The following is a 16295-nucleotide window of genomic DNA, read 5'->3' as shown; positions in this document are numbered from 1 at the left end:
GCCCCTCCTCACCCTAACGGGTCACGTCGAACTCCCAGCCCGGCTCGATATGCCCGGGATTCTCCGCCAGCTTGTACTTCGGATTGAGGTTGATCAACTCGCGGAGCGCGAAGTCGGCCACCTGCGTGTCCGGCGGCAGGGCCTGCTCGCGCGCCTCGGCCTTCTGTTCGTCGGAGAGCAGCGTGTCCAGATGCGCGCGCGAGATGCCCCAGAGCGTCGAGACGGCCTCGTTGCCACGCCGGTACGGCTGCACGCGCACGGTTTCCGGCGATGTGGGCCGCGTCCTTGGTGGCGTCTCCGGCCGGGTGTCCGGCGGCGTCTCGGCGGGCGGCTTCGTGCCCGAGGGGGATGGCGACGGGGACGGCGAGGCGTCCGGGGTGGGGGTTGGCGTCGAAGTCGGCGCCACAGTCGGCGTCCCGCCCGGCTTCGGCGCCCCGTCCTTGTCATCGTCCTTGGTCAGCTCCACCGCAATCTTGGCGACGAAATTGACGATGACGCCCGCCCCCAGCAGCACCAGCCCGCGTGGCATGGCCCGGCCGAAGACATTCCACTTGCCCTCCGCCCAGCCCTGCGCCGGCAGCAGCCCGGTCTTGGGGTCCTGCTGCAGCGCCAGCCGGTTCTTCTCGCCCACCACCGCGTTCCGGTCCACGCGCGACTGCAGGTGCGCGCCCACGCCGAACACGGTAATGCCGGCCGCCTCGATCATGCCCACCACGCCCGGCGTGTTCATGGCATCGGCCACGGCCAGCGGAATCGTGCCGAGCGCGTACCCGTTCATCACGAACTTGCGCATCTGGGCAGACAGCAGCACCGTGGGTTTGCCGCCCAGGTGATGTCCGAGCCGCGTGCCGATGTTCAGCGTGCTCAGCACCGTGTTCGATGCCAGGAACGCCGCGTTGCTGTAGGTCAGCGGGTTGTCGGCCGGCAGATGGTGCTGCATGAACCAGATCGCCGTGTTGCTGTTGTTGACCGCCAGCGTGCCGATCTGCGCCGTGTCGTTGAGCCGGCCCGGCACGGTATCGGGGTTCAGCAGCTTGGTGCCGACGGTCTTGATGGTCGCCTGCGCGTCCTGAATCTGCGTGGCGCGGTCCGGGGCGTCTTTCTTCGCCCCGTGGGTGTGGGCCTCCAGCGTGTCCACGGCGGTCTTGAAGACGTCCTGGTCCTTGGCGTGGATGCCCCACGCATCGGCGGAGCGGCCGTGCAGCCGGCTGCGCAGATAGGCGATGTTGGCCGGCGTGGGGTCCGCCGCCCGCGCGTTGATCCGCAGGGTGTGCAGGGTCCGGCCCGCCGCCACGCTGCCGCGGTAGATAAAGCAGGTCGCGCTGCTGAGCACCGGGTTCACGTGCGCCGCGGACGTCGCCACGCCAGCCAGCGTGCCAAGCGCGAAGGTGCCCACCGTGGACACCGTCATCGTCTTGGCCATCTTCCACGGGCGCGGGCCATTCTCGCCCGCCGGCGGGGTCGCGGGACCATGGGTGATGGTGCGCCGCTGGGCCGCGCCGCCCTGCCCGGCAGCCTCGTTGGCGCGCGCCACCTCGCGCATGCGGGCCACGATGTCGGCATGGGCGCTGCCCTGCGTGTCATCCACCTTCAGCTCCACGCTGGTCAGGTCTGCCACCTTGACGGTGCCGTCCGGGTGGATGCTGAACTCCACGTCACCCAGATAGACGTGGCGGTCCGCCATGGTGTCCAGGATATGGTCGAGGTCGCGCAGGGACTTGCCGTTCAGCAGTTCAGTGCGCGGATCGGGCACCCCGTGCATGGCCTTGTTGCCGAACAGGTCCCGGGAGCTGGCCGCGTAGCGCTCGTAGACCACGGTGGGCCGGCCCGAGACCGTCATGTCGTCGGCGCCAAAGGTCTTCAGCGTGTTGAAGCCGAGCCCCGCCGCCGTGCGCAGCGCCTCGCGCTCGCCCTGCACCATGAAGCCGGTCATCTCGTCATTGGCGATGCCCACGGCCTTGTCGCGGCCCAGCGCGAACACGGTCTTGGCGCCGCCGCCCCCGAGCCGTGGCCCGAGATAGGTGGCCAGGTCCACCCGCTCGCGCCCGCCGCCCGGATGGCGCAGGTAGACCACCCCGCGCGCGTTCACATCGAAACGATGGTTGGCGTACGGGTCTGGCTGGGGCTGCACGCGCCGCCAGTTGCCGCCGGCCTGTGTCAGGTCGATGGCGGGCTTGCCGTCCGCGTCCGCATGGCGTTGCAGCGCGAACTCGGGGGCCAGCACCTCGGTCTGCATCACGTTCGCCACCTGCTCCGCGAAGACGCGGCCCTGCGGCAGGTGGGCGCCGTCGAGCGCGAGCACGATCGGCTGACCGGCCTGCCACTCGTCGGCCATGCGGAGCGCGAACGCGTGCGCGCCGATGGGCTGGCCATCCTCGCCACGCAGGCCGCCCTCGGGGTGGATCGCCCCGACCACCACCGTATGGTCCCCGGGCGCGTTCACGCGGTGCGGCTTGTCGCCAACCGCCACCTCGCTCCAGCGCGCCGGCGTCTGCCGCCAGCCTGCCGGCGTGGCCGCGTCGGGCACCGGCGCCGCCGCAGCCGCCGCCGCCGTCCTCCCGCCGTGGGTGACGCCCACGATGGGCAGCCCCGGCCGGGCGCCGAAGAAGCGGCCACCGTTCACCACGTGGAGGTTCGCGCCGGACATCGCCATCGTCGCGCGGTCCGCCGCCACGCCCAGCCCGGCGCCGTGCGCGAGGTCGCTGCCCGGCGAGAAGAACGCGTCGATATTGAGCGCGCCGTCCGGGCCATAGACGTTGGCGCCCAGCCCATTGGCCACTTCCTGCGCCAGCGAGACCACGCCGTCCTGCGCGTGGCAGCCGTAGAGCAGCACGGGCATGCCTTCCTCGTAGTCGGGATGCGCGCGGATGCGGTCGATGATCGTGGCGGCGTCGGCCATCCGCGACGGCCCCGTGCCGCTCGCGTTCATCTCCACGCCGCCGAACACGCCTTCGGCTCGCACCGTGAAGTAGCCCGGCACACGCGGCACGGAAATGCCGACCGCCGCACCATCGAACGTGACCTGTCCCGCCTCCTGCGCCAGATCCAGATGGGCCGGCCCGCGCGGGAACTGCGCCAGCTGGCCGAGATGGTCCACGCGCCGCCCGCCCTCGCGGCGCACCAGCGGCGCTCCGGCGCGGAAATCCTCGGGCAAGGCGATACGGATCTCGCCCCCATAGCCCCGATTCAGCGCGAGGCTGCCGGCGCGCGTGGTGCGGCCGGTCAGCGTCACCGGAATCGTGCCGATCAGGTTGCCGTCGTGGATCCGACCCTGGAAGCCGCGTTGCGCGACCACGGCCACCTGCACCGGCTGGCCGGCCTGCACGGCCTCGTCGGCGCTGGCCAGCGCCTGCTGGAGCGAGTCATGCGAGGACTCCGGCAGGCCGCTGCGCACGGTCACCTCGCCGCCAGCCGCCGGCAGCACCACGTAGTGCACGCCGGCCAGCCGCCCGCCCGAAGCGTGCACGCCGTCGATCGTCGCCGCCATGGCGCCGGCGTCGACGGTCTCGTCGCGCAAGGACCAGCTGCCGTCGCGCACCGGCGCGGCGTCCGTGCGGCGCGTGGACACGGCGCGCGGACGCGGGCCGGCTTGTCCTTGAGGATGGCCCCCCGCCGGCGTGCGCCCGCCATGGTGGATCACCGCGTTGGCCGCCTCCGCCACCGGCGTGCGCGCCACGCCCGGGCCGCCGAACCAGGCATTCGGCGCGGCACCGGGGCCGGCAGGCAGTTCGCCCGTGGCCGCGTGGCGGTAGAGCTGGACGATGGCGGCATGCACGTCGGTCGAGAAGCCGTCCACCGTCGGCACGCGCTCGCGCGAGACGCCATCGACGGCACCCGCATCGGCAGCCGCCTGCAGCACGCGCCGCAGCTCGTCGGGCGTCTGGAACCGCTCGATCATGTTGCCGCGCTTGAGCAGCAACGCCGACAGCGCATACGCGCCCCAGTTGGACACGCTGGCCGTCACCACATGGTCCGCCGTGATCTCGGCCGCGATCTGCTTGCCGTTCCAGCCCTTCGGGATCAGGCCCTTGAGCCCGCCCATGCCCACCTCGTTGCCGCCGTCGCCAATGCCCAGCGTCTCCACGCCCTCGCGCGCGTTGGCCTGGATCAGGATCTCGTCGATGGCCGGGTTGAAATCGTCGATCTCGATCCCGCGCATATTGTTCTTGGTGCCGTCCGCCGCGCGCGACGGCAGTTCGATCGCCATCACCCGGTCCGGCCCCACGGCTTCCAGCAGCGCCCGCGCCGGGGCCTTGGCGTCGCCCACGGGTACGTCGAAAACCTTGATGTTGTCGGTCGGCTCGCCCATCTCGCGCAGGATGGCCTCCAGGATCGGCTTGTTGGCCGAATCCACCACGTAGGTCACCTGCTTGCCGCGCAGGCGCAGCGCCCGGCCCAGTTCGGCCGTGCCCGGCGGCCCGTCGGTCTCGGGCATGCCCTTGGCGACCGAGAACCCGGTCAGCAGCATGATGTTCTCGCCACTTTCCAGCGCCGCCGCCGCGCGCTGGGCCCCGTCCGGCATATAGAACTCGCGCAGGCCCCGCCCGATATAGCTGAAGCTGACCCGATCCACCGGGTTCAGGTGGCGGCCGGCATCCACCAGCGCGCGCACGCCGGACACATCGGCGGCTTCCCCGAACGGCGACTTGAACACGCGGATGTCGTTGCGGCCACCCATAGCGTGTGCCAGCCGGGACACCGCCGAGGGTTGGCCGGAGGTGACCACCATCGTCGGCAGCGTCTTGCTGTCGGGCACCTGCATCGGGTCCAGCGGCGTGTCCAGCAGGTCCGTGGCCTGCAGCAGGCCCTTGTCGATCAGCACGTCCACGGCCTTGCGCGCCTGGAACTGCATCGGGTCGATCAGCTTCACGTGGGACATGCCGATGGCGTCGAGCTGCTGGCGCACCAGCGACTCCAGCGCCGGGTAGTGCGTGCAGCAGAACCAGACCGAGGTGGTATCGGCCGGAATGCGGTCCAGGTTGATGTAGTCGGCAATCCACTGCTTGAGCTGGGCGAGCTGCGCGCCATCGTCCAGGTGCATCAGGTTGTTGACCGCGCCGGCCCATTCCGTGGCAGGGATTTCCTCCACGGTGCGCCGGCCGCCGCTGGCCTCGCGCACGCCGTTCAGGTAGGCGTGGCCGCCCACCGTGCCGGGCGTGGCCACCACCACGGGCCGCTCGCCGCCCATCTCCACGATCTGCGGCACGGTCTGCTGGATCAGGTTCACCATCTCGAAGCCGTGCATGCGCGCCAGCACCGTGGCCAGCGCCAGGCAGGCGGTGTTGCAGGCGGCCAGGTTCACGTCGCCCATCAGCTTCTGCACGGCCTGCAGGCCGGCGTGGACCTTCTCGGCCAGATCCTCGGGCGTGCGGCCGCCGTAGGTGCCGGCCGCGTGGTCGGTCACCGCCTCCACCTGCACCGCCTTGCCGGTCAGCGCGTAGATGTGGCGGGCGAGGTTCTGGGCGGCCAGCAGGCCGCCGTTGCTCGAATCGAACGCGGTGACGACGATGACATCGTCCTCCACGCGGATGCCGGCGGCCTCGGCATCGACATCCTTCGGCAGGAAGCGGCGCTGGATGCCATCGAACAGCTTCACGAAGTCGAGCCCCTCCGGCAGGCTCTCCGCCGCCTTGCCGAGCAGCTCGTAGACGCCAAGCTGCACGGACTTGTCCATACCGCGCACGCTGGTGGCGCCCACCTCGTAGGTCACGCCGTCGCGCGCGTTGAAGCTCGCCATGGTCTCCAACATGTCGCCGATCTGCTGGATGTCCGGCATCTTGCCTTCGCCGTTGTGGTACCGCTGGAGCGCGAAACCGATGGCCTGCGCGGCCAGGTTCGAGTTCATGCCGGTGACCACGTGGTCCGCGCTCACGTCTGACCAGAGTTCGGCGTGGACGTCCTCGGGCGCCATGGCCCGGGTGATGCGCTCGCGCAGGGGGCGCATGCCGGCCTCGTTGCCGTGGTCGCCAACGGCCACCGTCAGCACGCCCTTCATGTCCCGGGCATCCACCAGAAGCTGGTCCACGCGCGGCCCGCCGGCCACGGCCTCCCCAGTCTGGAGGCGGTATTCGTTGTTCAGGTTGCGGCCGGCTACTTCCACGGCGATGACGGCCTCGGGCTGGTGCATCGCCAGCAGCGCCTTGGATTGCAGCGTGGCCGCCAGATGGTCCTTGGCGCGGAAGGTTTCCACGCGTGCGTTGGGCTGGTCGAGGTCATTGCGCAGCATCTTGCGCAGCGCCCGGCCGTGGGCGCGGTCGGTCACGTAAACCACTTCCTTGCCGAGCGAGGTCAGGTACGCGCCCAGCGAGGCCGCGCCGATCACGCCATTGGTCTCGGCATGGCCATGCGCGGTCAGCGGCGCGGTGACGATCATCACGCGGTCGAGGTCCGCCAGTGCCCGCGCGGCCAGCTCGGCGCCGTACGGCACGCCGATCTGCTCCATGCGGCCGTCGATCCAGAGCACGTTGTCGAGCGGGGAGATGGCGTTCTGGCGCAGCGCGTGCGCCGGGGCATCGGCCTCATCCGCAGTACGCGCCGCGCGCGCCGCCTCCTCGGCCGGGCCATGCCGGATGGTGCGTCGCTGGGCGGGGGCGGCCCCTTCCGCATCGCCCCGGCCCCGCCGCAGGGCCGGGCCGTGGAAGATGCGCCGGCGCTCGGACGCGGCGCTTTCGGATCGACGGTCTGCGGCATCGGCGCTTTCGCGCCGGCGGCTGGTCGCCTCGGACAGATAGCGCTCCTGGGCCCGCGCCAGCGCGCGATCCATCATATTGGTGATGACGCGGTCCTGCACCAGCGTGCCGCGCGCGCGGAATGCCTGCCAGCGCGAGGCGACCTGCTGGGCGTCCGGCGACGTCGTCGGCCGGGTGGTGGCGCCTTCCGGCGTGTTGGTCGATCGTCCAGTGGATGGTGCAGCGGGGCTGGTAGGCTCTCCCGGCGTGCGCGCGCGGTTCGACGTCGAGGGACGTCCGGCCTCGCCATCGCGCGCGCCAGGGCGCTGGCCCGGCGCCGGCACATCGTCGTGCAGGCGCGGACGGCCGCCGCCCGGGTTGGCGGCATCGCGCGACGTACGCGGCGCGGTAGTCACGTCAGGATCACCGTCCCGCAGCACGTTGGCGGCCTCGCCATCGGCGGCGCGGTTCGCGGGGCTGTTGGCGGCATCGTCCAGCGGCGTACGGCCGCGCGTGCGCTGGTAGGTATCGCGCACGGACTCGCCCACCCGCTTCTGGATGGCTGCCGGCATCATCTGCGTGGCGCCCATCAGCAGCATGGCGCTGTTCTGCACCACCTCGCTGACGCTCATGTCCTTGCCGTGCTGGGCGAACGCCGTGGCCTGCTGGGCGGTCTGCACACCGCCGATGCCGAACGCGGTGCCGTTGAGCACGCGGCTGGTCGTGCCGAAGCGCGAGGCCGACTGCATCAGCGTTTGGCCCGCCATCTCCCGCACCGTGCCGCCGCCAGCCGCCACCCGCACGCCGGCATTGGCCGCCAGCGAGCCGAACTTGGCAAAGCCCATGCCGCCGATGCCGGCCACCGAGCCGCCCACGTTCAGCCATTGGGACATCGCCTCCTGGCTCTTGAACGGATTGATCGAGCGGCCATGATCGGCGATGTTGTCCAGCTCGTGCCACGAGGTGCCGATGCCGTAGCCCATGCTGCCGATCATGCCGCCCCAGGCCACCGCCACCAGCGGCGTCAGCGTGCCGCCCGACGCCACCATGACCACCCCGCCCGCCACGGCGCCGACCGCCGCCACGCCGAGGTTGACCCAGCCCATGACCTTTTCCGTGCCGGTCACGATATGGGCGTCCATCGCCTCGTAGCTGACGTGGCCATCCCTGCCGAGATCGAGGTTACGGTCGGCGATGTAGACGGTGCCCTTGTCGGCCAGGAGGTTGTTCTCCTGGAAATCGCGCTTCGGGTCGGCGCCCTCCTTGCCGTAGACGGAGCCGCTGTCGTCCACCCACATGGTGTTGCCGTCGCGGCCCTTGAACTCGAACACCGCGGTCTGGTACGCCGCACTGCCCGGCTGGGTCACGAAGATCGGGATGGCCGAGGCCGTCGCGTCATTGCCGGCATTGGCGCGGATCTCCGCCTTGACGTCCTTGATGGTCTGGGGCGTGGCGCTGGGCATCGCCAGCTGGATCGCCTTGTCGAGCGCGGCGTCGTCGCCGACCTTGGCCTTCAGGTCCTGCTTCTGCAGGCCCATGCTGTCGAACGACTGGCGCAGGATCTCGTCCTTGTCGAGATCGAACATCTTGTTCTGCTCTTTGGCCTCGGCGCTCTCGCCGTACTTCTCGTTGCCGCGCGCGGTGGCCTTCTGGACGTAGTAGTCCGACATCGGCGGCGCGTCCTTGCTGGACTTCAGTGCCTGCTCGAAGGCGATGGAGAGCCCGGTGTAGCCCTGCGCGGCGGCGTCCTGGGCGCCGCCGTAGATGCGGCCCTGGCGGGAGCTGCCGGACTGGTTGCTCATCATCAGCAGGCTGACGTCGTTGTCGCGGTCGGTCAGCCAGGCGGCCGTGCGCTGGGCGGCGGGGCCGGAGCCCGGTTTGGCGCCTTCGGTGGTGGCGTAGTAGTTGGCGTCGGCCTTGTCCACCACGGCGGCCAGCCCGTGGTAGAAGTCGTCCCAGTCGTTGTAGCCGGCGCCGGTGCTGTCGTTGCGGGCGGTCCAGTCGTTCTTGTACTCCGAGCGGACGGTCTCCAGCAACGTGTCGGCATCCTCGGGAATCAGGTTCGGCGCGGTGTCCTGCAGGTACTGGCCCACCTTGTCGGCGTACATGTCCTGCTGGCCCTGGATCGGGCGACCCTCGTCGTCGTGCGTCTTGTTCTTGAGGTTCTTGTCCATCGCCGCGTTGATCTGCGTCTTGAACAGGTCGCTGTCGAAGCGGTCGTTGTGCACGGCCACGTACTGGGCGCGCTCGTCGGGCGACTGGGCGGCGTCCACGCCAGCCTTGCGGGTGGCCAGTGCGCCGTTGACGTCGCCGGCATCGAGCTGCCTGGCGATGCTGGTGGTCATCGTCTCCACGCGCTGCTCGGTCGATGCCTGGAGCAGCACGCGCATATGGTCCAGCGCCGGCGTGGTCGCGGTCGCCTTCTCTTCCGGCGTCTTCGCGCGGGCCTTGGCCGCGTCGGTCATCTGCTGCGCCGTGTAGAACAGGAGCTGGCCGCCGTACTGCTGCACGCCCTGGTTGTACTGCGCGGTTTTCGGGTCGCCGGCCGGGGCGTTGGGGTCGGGGCGGAGGCTGTCCGCATCGAGCGACTTGTAGAGGACGTAGCCGGCCGGGTTGTCCTTCATCATCGCCCGTTCGTCGGCGGGCAGGTCGCGCGTGAGGACCGAGTTGGGATCGTTCTTCGCATAGGGATCGAGCGTCAGGCCCTCCATGTGGGCCAGCGCCAGCGTGGTCGGGTCGGTCTTGGCCAGCCCGCGCTCGAAGTCGTTGGTGGGCACGAGGTTGGCCATCTCGCCCTTGAGCTGCCCCTTGGCATTGGCGAGGTCGATGACCTTGCCGAGGTCCGGGCTGGCGCCGTAGCGCTCCTTGACCTCGGCCACGGCCTGCTCGCGGAAGCGCTCGGGCACCTTGACGCCCTGCCCCTTGTCCAGTGCCGCGCGCTGCGCCTTGGCGTCGTTGACGGCAGTCGTATAGATCGACATGCCTTCCTGCCGCTCGTAGCGGTTCGGCGTCTTGTCGTTCTGGACCGTCTTCAGGCCCTCATCGGAATCATGCTGGTAGCGATTGACCGCCGAGGTGTCGATTTCCTTCTGCAGGGCGGCAGTGAAGTCGTCGCTGGCCTTCTGGAGGTCCTGCTGCGCGGCGGTGTCGTTGGCGCGAGCGGTTTGCAGGTCATCGTCGAGGCCCGCCTCGGCCCGGCGAACGCCGCCGGGGATCTTGTTGTAGGCGGCCGTCTCCTGCTGGAGCGTCTTGCCGGTGGCTTCGGCCTTGTCCTGCGCCAGCACCAGCTTGAAGCGGGCCGCGCCGGTGTCGCGCGCGGCCTGGTTGGGCTCGGTCTTCAGGTAGTCCTTCCTGGCGTCCTCAAGGTTGGCCTTGAGCGCCGGGTCGTCGTAGCGCTTGGTGATTTCCTTGAGCTTGGCGTCGACGGCGGCCGTCTCGTCCCGTCCGGTCTGGGCCGCGTGATTGGCCGCCACGCGCAGCTCGTTCTGCACGCCGCCGAGCACGGTGCCGTACTTCTCGCCCAGCGGTTTCCACTTGGCGTCGGTCATCGGGCCGCCGTTCAGCTTGTCGACGGTATCGTCGTAGGCGCTCTTGGCGTCTTTCTCCCAGCGGTCGGTGTGTGCCTTGGCGTCGTCCTCTTCCTGCTTGCGCTTGGTCTCGGCGGGGTCGGGCGGCGGCGCGGCAGGCTTTTCCGTCTTCGGGGCACTGGCCAGCGTCAACGTGAGCGGCTCGTTGCCGGTGTAGACCGCATTGGTGACCTGCGGCGTCTGCTGGGGCTTCTCGGTCTGCTCGGTCTTGGCCGGCTGCTTGGGCGTCTCGGGCTGCTGCGGCTGCTGGGCGCGGGCGGCGGCTTCCTGCTGGGCGCGGCGCTGGGCCTGCTCCTGGGCCTCCCGCGCGGCGCGCTCCGCGGCTTCGCGGGCGCGCTCGGCGGCCTCGGCGGCGGCACGGGCGGCGGCCGCTGCCGCGGCCCGGATCGCATCCATGAAATCCAGCATGTCGCTTGTCTCCACGTGGATGCCGGCAAGCCACGCGGGGCGCGGCGGCCGGCAGGTCAGACGGTGCCGCAGATTTTGCGCGCGCGGGCACGCGCGCGACACTATGAGAACTCGTAGGGCTGACTGGTGCTACAGCCGGCGCTACAGCCGGTTGTTGTCGAGGTCGGTCACCAACATGCAGCCCGGCGCGTGCGTGATGCAGATTTCGGGGCGCGCCTCGCGGATCACGGCCTGCGGGGTGACGCCGCAGGCCCAGAACACCGGGATCTCGTGGGCGTCCAGGGGCACGGCATCGCCATAGTCGGGGGATTCGATGTCCTCGATGCCGATCAGCGACGGGTCGCCGATATGCACCGGCGCCCCGTGCACGTCCGGGTAGCGCGCGGTGATCTCGGTGGCCAGGATCGCGTCGGCGGCGGACAGCGGGCGCATGGACACCACCAGCTTGCCGGAGAGCCGCCCGGCCGGCCGGGTCTCGATATCGGTGCGGAACATCGCCACGTTGCGGCCCAGGTTGATGTGCTTGAGCGGCACGTTGGCAGCCAGCAGCGCGTGCTCGAACGAGAACGAGCAGCCGATGGCGAAGGCCACGAAGTCGTCACGCCACAGCTCCGCCACGCTGGCGGTCTCGTGGTACTCGGTGCCGTGGCGATAGACGCGGTACATCGGCACATCGGTGCGGATATCGACATCCACGCCCAGGTTGCGGAAGACCGGATCGCCCGGATCGGTCACGTCGATCACCGGGCAGGACTTGCGGTTCAGCGCGCAGAACTGGAGGAAGTCATAGGCCCAGTCGCGCGTCAGGATCACGATATTGGCCTGCACGTAGCCCCGCGCCAGGCCGCTGGTGTGGCCACGGTAGCGGCCCTCGCGAATGATGCGGCGCAATGCGGCGGGGTCGTCGGGCAGGATCGAGGCGGCGTGCTGGAGAGGCTGGTTCATGGCTGCGGCGTGGGAATCGGGTGAAGTCGAAACCGATTCTGGTGGCCGGTGCCGCATCGCGTCCAACAAATCTTTCGGGTGGCGCGCGATAAAGAAATCCGATGACTACGAGCCTGCGTGGGAGGTTTCGGGCATGGCGGTGGCCAGCACCGGGGAGGCCGCCGTGGCCATGTCGTCGCCCACTTCGAGGCAGAAATCGGCCACCACCTGCGTGGCGATCTCGACGATGGACTCGTTGACTTCCAGCCCCGCGCCGATGCGCCACGAGGCCACGATGTCCAGCGCCGGCGGGTGGTTGTCCACCTGCACCACGGCCAGCGTGCCGTCGGCCAGTTCCTGCCGGACCAGTGCCGGCGGCACCGCGCCGATGCCGAAGCCATCGCCAATCAGCCGCGTCATGGCCGCCACCGAGTTGACGCAGTTGATGCGCGGCGAGGTCACGCCGTTCAGGTGGAACAGGCTCAGGATGTCCTGGTGCGGCCGGGAATTCTTGACGAAGGTGATCACGCGCTCGGCGCCCAGCGCCTCCAGCGACGGGTACGGGCGGTCATAGGCGCTGCCCTTCGCCACGATCCAGCGGATGGGGTAGCGCGCCAGCTCGATGTTGCGGACGGTCTCCAGCCGCAGCAGGTCGGTCTGGAAGATCACGTCGAGGTAGCCCTTCTGCAGTTGGTCACAGAGATTGAGCGCGGCATCGGCAGTCAGCTCGATCTCAAGCTGCGGATAGGCCTGCATCGCGCGCTTGACCACGGTGGAGAGCCAGGTATGGATGACCGAGTCCATCGCGCCGATGCGCACCCGCCCCGCGATGGTGCGCGAGCGGTCCAGCGATTGCCGCAGATGGTGCATCGTGTTCACCATCTTCTCCGCGTACTCGAGCACGCGCTGGCCCTCGGGCGTCAGCGTCACGCCACGCGAATCGCGCAGGAACAGCTTCACGCCGAGGTCTTCCTCCAGCACGGCAATGCGGCTGGAGATGGACGCCTGTGTGCTGAACAGCTTTTCGGCGGTCAGCCGGAAGCTGCGCAGACGCGCGACCCAGACGAAGGTTTCGAGGAAACGCAGGTTCATGGGGTGGGGGCTTGCGGGAGAGGGGCGACAACCGTCGCGGATTTTGCGTCGGCAGCGGCTTCCAGCGCCACCTCCTCCGCCCTCGCCTTCAAATTCCCCAGCGCGGCCTGCATCGCATCCCCCAGCGCGTGCGGATACTCGGAGCCCGCGCCATCGGGCAGCGCGAAGGGGTCCAGCCACACCTGCCACGTCAGGATCGTGGTGCCGGCATCGAGCCCCGGCTTGGCCTGCAGGCGCCCGCGCGTATGGCCGGAGAGCTTGCGGTAGCTATAGGCGTAGGGCCCCTTGTCGGTCAGGATGTCCACGGCCGGCAGCCCGCCCGCCTTGTAGACCATGCGCCGGACCGTGCCGGGCGCGCCACTGCCGAGCACTACGTCGCAACGTTTGAATTCGCCGTCCCATTTCGCCAGTGCGCAGTAGCCGCCGGCCTGCTGCCACACCAGGTCGGCGTCGGCGTTGATCGCCACCGAGCGCTCCACGGGCACCAGTTGGGCGTGCGCGGCACCGGCCGCGCCAAGCAGCAGGACCACGAGCAGGGGTCGAAGCGAGAGGTTGGGGAGCATGGGAATGGGCGTGCAATGAGATTGCCGCAAGCCTACCGGCGACGTGCGCGCGCGACCACTACCGAGCACTCGTAGGAAACCCTCGCCTACGGATCTCCGTAGGAAGTGACGGGGCTGGCGCGCCGTATGCTTACGCCTTCCCCTGCGAAAGGGGGGCATCGGCACGATCAGGGAAAACCCCGAACCGCTGCGCGGGCGCTCTCCCGCAATCCCCCGAATTAGCTGCCTTTCAGCACAGGATTCAATTTTTCTTATCGGCCCTCGCCCGAAAAACTAGTTGGACGCGAGGGAGGCGCGGTTTCAAGAATGCAGGACAAGAACAAGAAGAACCATCGGCAAAGCCCTGGCAAGAGACCACGACAAGACCACGAAGAGGAAAGGCATGGAATCGCAGATCGGCCGTATCGACACCCCCGCGCAAGCTGACACCACCCCGCACGCCGAGCCATCGCGCGGCTTCTTTTCCTGGTATCGCGACATCACCCCCAACGAACGCCGCACGTTCTGGAGCTGCAAGGTCGGCTACGCGCTGGACGCCATGGACACGCAGTTCCTGAGCTTTGTGATTCCCACGCTGATCGCCACCTGGGGCATCTCCCGTGCGGACGCCGGCTTCATCGGCACCGCCACGCTGCTGACCTCCGCCGCCGGCGGCTGGGTGGCCGGGATCCTGTCGGACCGCATCGGCCGGGTGCGCACGCTGCAGCTGACCATCCTCTGGTTCGCCTTCTTCACCTTCCTGTGCGGACTGGCGCAGAACTATGAACAACTGCTGATTGCCCGCGCGCTGATGGGCTTCGGCTTCGGCGGCGAATGGACCGCCGGCGCCGTGCTGATCGGCGAGGCGATCCGCGCGCAGGACCGCGGCAAGGCCGTGGGCATGGTGCAGGCGGGCTGGGCCATCGGCTGGGGGCTTGCCGCCCTGCTCTACGCGCTGGTGTTCTCGCTGCTGCCGGCCGAGACGGCATGGCGCGCGCTGTTCCTGATCGGCCTGTTGCCGGCCGTATTCGTGATCGTGCTGCGCCGCATGGTCAAGGAGCCGGAGGTCTATACCGAGCACAAGGCCCGGGAGGCCCGGCAGGACCAGGACCGCGCCTCTTTTACCGCGATCTTCTCGCCGAAGCTGCTGTCCATCACGCTGCGCGCCGCGCTGCTGACCACCGGCGCCCAGGGCGGCTACTACGCTATCACCACCTGGCTGCCGACCTTCCTGAAGACCGAGCGCGGCCTGACCGTGCTCGGCACGGGCGGCTACCTGGCGATGGTGATTGTCGGCTCCTATATCGGCTACGTGACCAGTGCCTACCTCACCGACCGCATCGGCCGCAAGCGCAACTTCATCCTGTTCGCGATCGGTTCGATGACCATCGCGCTGGCCTACACGCACATCCCGGTCAACGACACCGTCATGCTGCTGCTGGGCTTCCCGCTCGGCTTCTTCGCCTCGGGCATCTTCGCCGGCATGGGCGCGTTCCTGACCGAGCTGTTCCCCACGCGGGTGCGCGGCTCCGGCCAGGGCTTCTGCTACAACGTGGGCCGGGCCATCGGCGCGTTCTTCCCGTTCCTGATCGGGCAGGTGAGCCAGCAGATGACGCTGGGCCACGCCATCGGCATCTTTGCCGCGGCGGCCTACGGCGTGCTGATCCTGGCCGCGCTGACGCTGCCCGAGACGCGCGGCAAGCAGCTGGAGGACTGACATGCAAGACGCGGTGCACAAAACCATGGACCGGACAGGGAAAGTGGCGACGACACCACGGCGCTTGCGGCATCGGTGCCGACTGGCGTACGCTTGCACCCACGCCGCGCCCGCCGCCCAGAATCATAAGATCGACCGGCCGCGTGGCGTTCACCATCAGGTCCATACGGGCCGCGCCTTCATGGCCCGCACCCAGCCAGCACAACACTAGAACACCAGAACATCGACAGCCCGGGCCCATGAGCCCGCGCAGCAAGGTGCAGCAACGGTTTCCGACGGGATCCGGGTCAGCAGTATGTGGAGCCAGACGGCTCGGCAGGCATACGCACGGAGGCCTTATGACCAGAGCAGTAGAAGTTGTATCCGGCATGGACGCGGGGGCGTCCGCACTGGATACCGCAAGCACGCTGCGCGCCCGCCGCGCGGCGCCCGCCATGGCGAGCCCGACCAGCCCCACCATGGCGCACCACGGCATCCGCTTCTATGGCGAACGCCAGATCGTGCCGGTACGCGCGCGGCCCCGCCAGGGCGGCTCGCCGGGGCTGGTCTCGGCGCTGGCAGGCGAAGGCACGCACGAGGGCCGCAGCACGGTCATGCAGGCCGCGATCCACGCGATCGGCTTCGACTACCTCGGCTACGGCACCGCCGCCAACGTGGGCGGGCACATCCAGCCGCGCACGTTCTTCGACACCTATACGGCCCCCGGCTGGCGCGACCGGTACTTCCGCGAGCGCTATTTCGAGATCGACCCGCGCAATCCGCAGCCCGGCATGTTCGGCCTGCCGATGGTGTGGGACGCCGATGACCTCGAACACACCCCGCCCGGCGGCATTCCGCCGCTGCGCCTGCGCCGTTTCCTCGACGACCTGCGCGACGCCGGCATCCGCAGCGGGGTCTTCCTGAACCTGCCGATGCCGGGCACCAGCGACATCGTCATCATCAGCTTCATGTCGGGCATCGAGAGCCGCCGCTGGATTGGCGACACGGTGCTGGGGCAGGCGCTGACGGTGGGGCTGGGCCTGCACGAGTTCCTGACCTGCCATGCCGAGATCCCCACGGCGGGCCGGCCCAAGGAGGGCTTGTCGGACGTGCAGCGCGACATCCTCGCCTGCCTGGCGCAGGGCCTCTCCGACAAGGAGATCGCGCGCCGCATGGACATGTCGATCTTCAACGTGGACTACCACATGCGCCGCCTGCGCAGCCACTTCGGCGTGCGCAACCGCGTGCAGCTCGCGGCTGCCGCCACGCTGCTGCGCCCCGCTGCGCCGCTGCCGGGCCACCCGGTTGCTGGTGACACGGCGCCGGCCATCATCACCGATCATCGCGCCGCCGCGCTGGCAGGCTGAGGGCGCCGGGG

Annotated in this window: 6 protein-coding genes; 2 read left to right on the top strand and 4 right to left on the bottom strand. The window is 69.5% G+C overall.

Annotated elements, in window-relative coordinates; all coding sequences use genetic code 11:
• Positions 1-13: 13 nt before the first annotated feature.
• The 4 genes from BM115_RS19085 to BM115_RS19070 form a co-directional block, all read right to left on the bottom strand.
• Entirely contained in the window at positions 14-10663 is a 10650-nt protein-coding gene (locus tag BM115_RS19085; RefSeq protein WP_092297562.1) for an LWXIA domain-containing protein, read from the bottom strand.
• A gap of 141 nt (positions 10664-10804) precedes the next feature.
• On the bottom strand, positions 10805-11608 hold the full coding sequence (locus BM115_RS19080; protein WP_092297559.1) for a putative hydro-lyase: 804 nt from the start codon (positions 11606-11608) through the stop codon (positions 10805-10807).
• A gap of 105 nt (positions 11609-11713) precedes the next feature.
• Positions 11714-12679, bottom strand: a complete 966-nt coding sequence (locus BM115_RS19075) for a LysR family transcriptional regulator (protein ID WP_092297556.1) — start codon at positions 12677-12679, stop codon at positions 11714-11716.
• Positions 12676-13242, bottom strand: a complete 567-nt coding sequence (locus BM115_RS19070) for an SRPBCC family protein (protein ID WP_092297553.1) — start codon at positions 13240-13242, stop codon at positions 12676-12678. The genes BM115_RS19075 and BM115_RS19070 overlap by 4 nt, the downstream gene beginning before the upstream one ends.
• A gap of 382 nt (positions 13243-13624) precedes the next feature.
• Here BM115_RS19070 and BM115_RS19065 point away from each other — a divergent pair, with 382 nt between their 5' ends.
• Positions 13625-14938: an MFS transporter gene (locus BM115_RS19065; protein WP_255370903.1), complete on the top strand. Its 1314-nt coding sequence runs from the start codon at positions 13625-13627 to the stop codon at positions 14936-14938.
• A 338-nt stretch (positions 14939-15276) separates the two neighbouring features.
• Positions 15277-16284 (top strand): helix-turn-helix transcriptional regulator, encoded by a 1008-nt coding sequence (locus tag BM115_RS19060; protein WP_092297550.1) that lies wholly within the window; start codon positions 15277-15279, stop codon positions 16282-16284.
• Positions 16285-16295: the final 11 nt, after the last annotated feature.

It is taken from the genome of Cupriavidus sp. OV096, from assembly GCF_900115455.1.
Taxonomy (GTDB): domain Bacteria; phylum Pseudomonadota; class Gammaproteobacteria; order Burkholderiales; family Burkholderiaceae; genus Cupriavidus.
The sequence above is the reverse complement of the archived record's forward strand: the minus strand, read 5'-3'. Positions and strand labels throughout refer to the sequence as shown.

Excerpts from the sequence above, each read along its gene's own strand:
- BM115_RS19070 (WP_092297553.1), bottom strand. The coding sequence starts at position 13,242 with ATGCTCCCCAACCTCTCGCTTCGACCCCTGCTCGTGGTCCTGCTGCTT.
- BM115_RS19075 (WP_092297556.1), bottom strand. The coding sequence starts at position 12,679 with ATGAACCTGCGTTTCCTCGAAACCTTCGTCTGGGTCGCGCGTCTGCGC.
- BM115_RS19060 (WP_092297550.1), top strand. The coding sequence starts at position 15,277 with ATGACCAGAGCAGTAGAAGTTGTATCCGGCATGGACGCGGGGGCGTCC.
- BM115_RS19085 (WP_092297562.1), bottom strand. The coding sequence starts at position 10,663 with ATGCTGGATTTCATGGATGCGATCCGGGCCGCGGCAGCGGCCGCCGCC.
- BM115_RS19080 (WP_092297559.1), bottom strand. The coding sequence starts at position 11,608 with ATGAACCAGCCTCTCCAGCACGCCGCCTCGATCCTGCCCGACGACCCC.
- BM115_RS19065 (WP_255370903.1), top strand. The coding sequence starts at position 13,625 with ATGGAATCGCAGATCGGCCGTATCGACACCCCCGCGCAAGCTGACACC.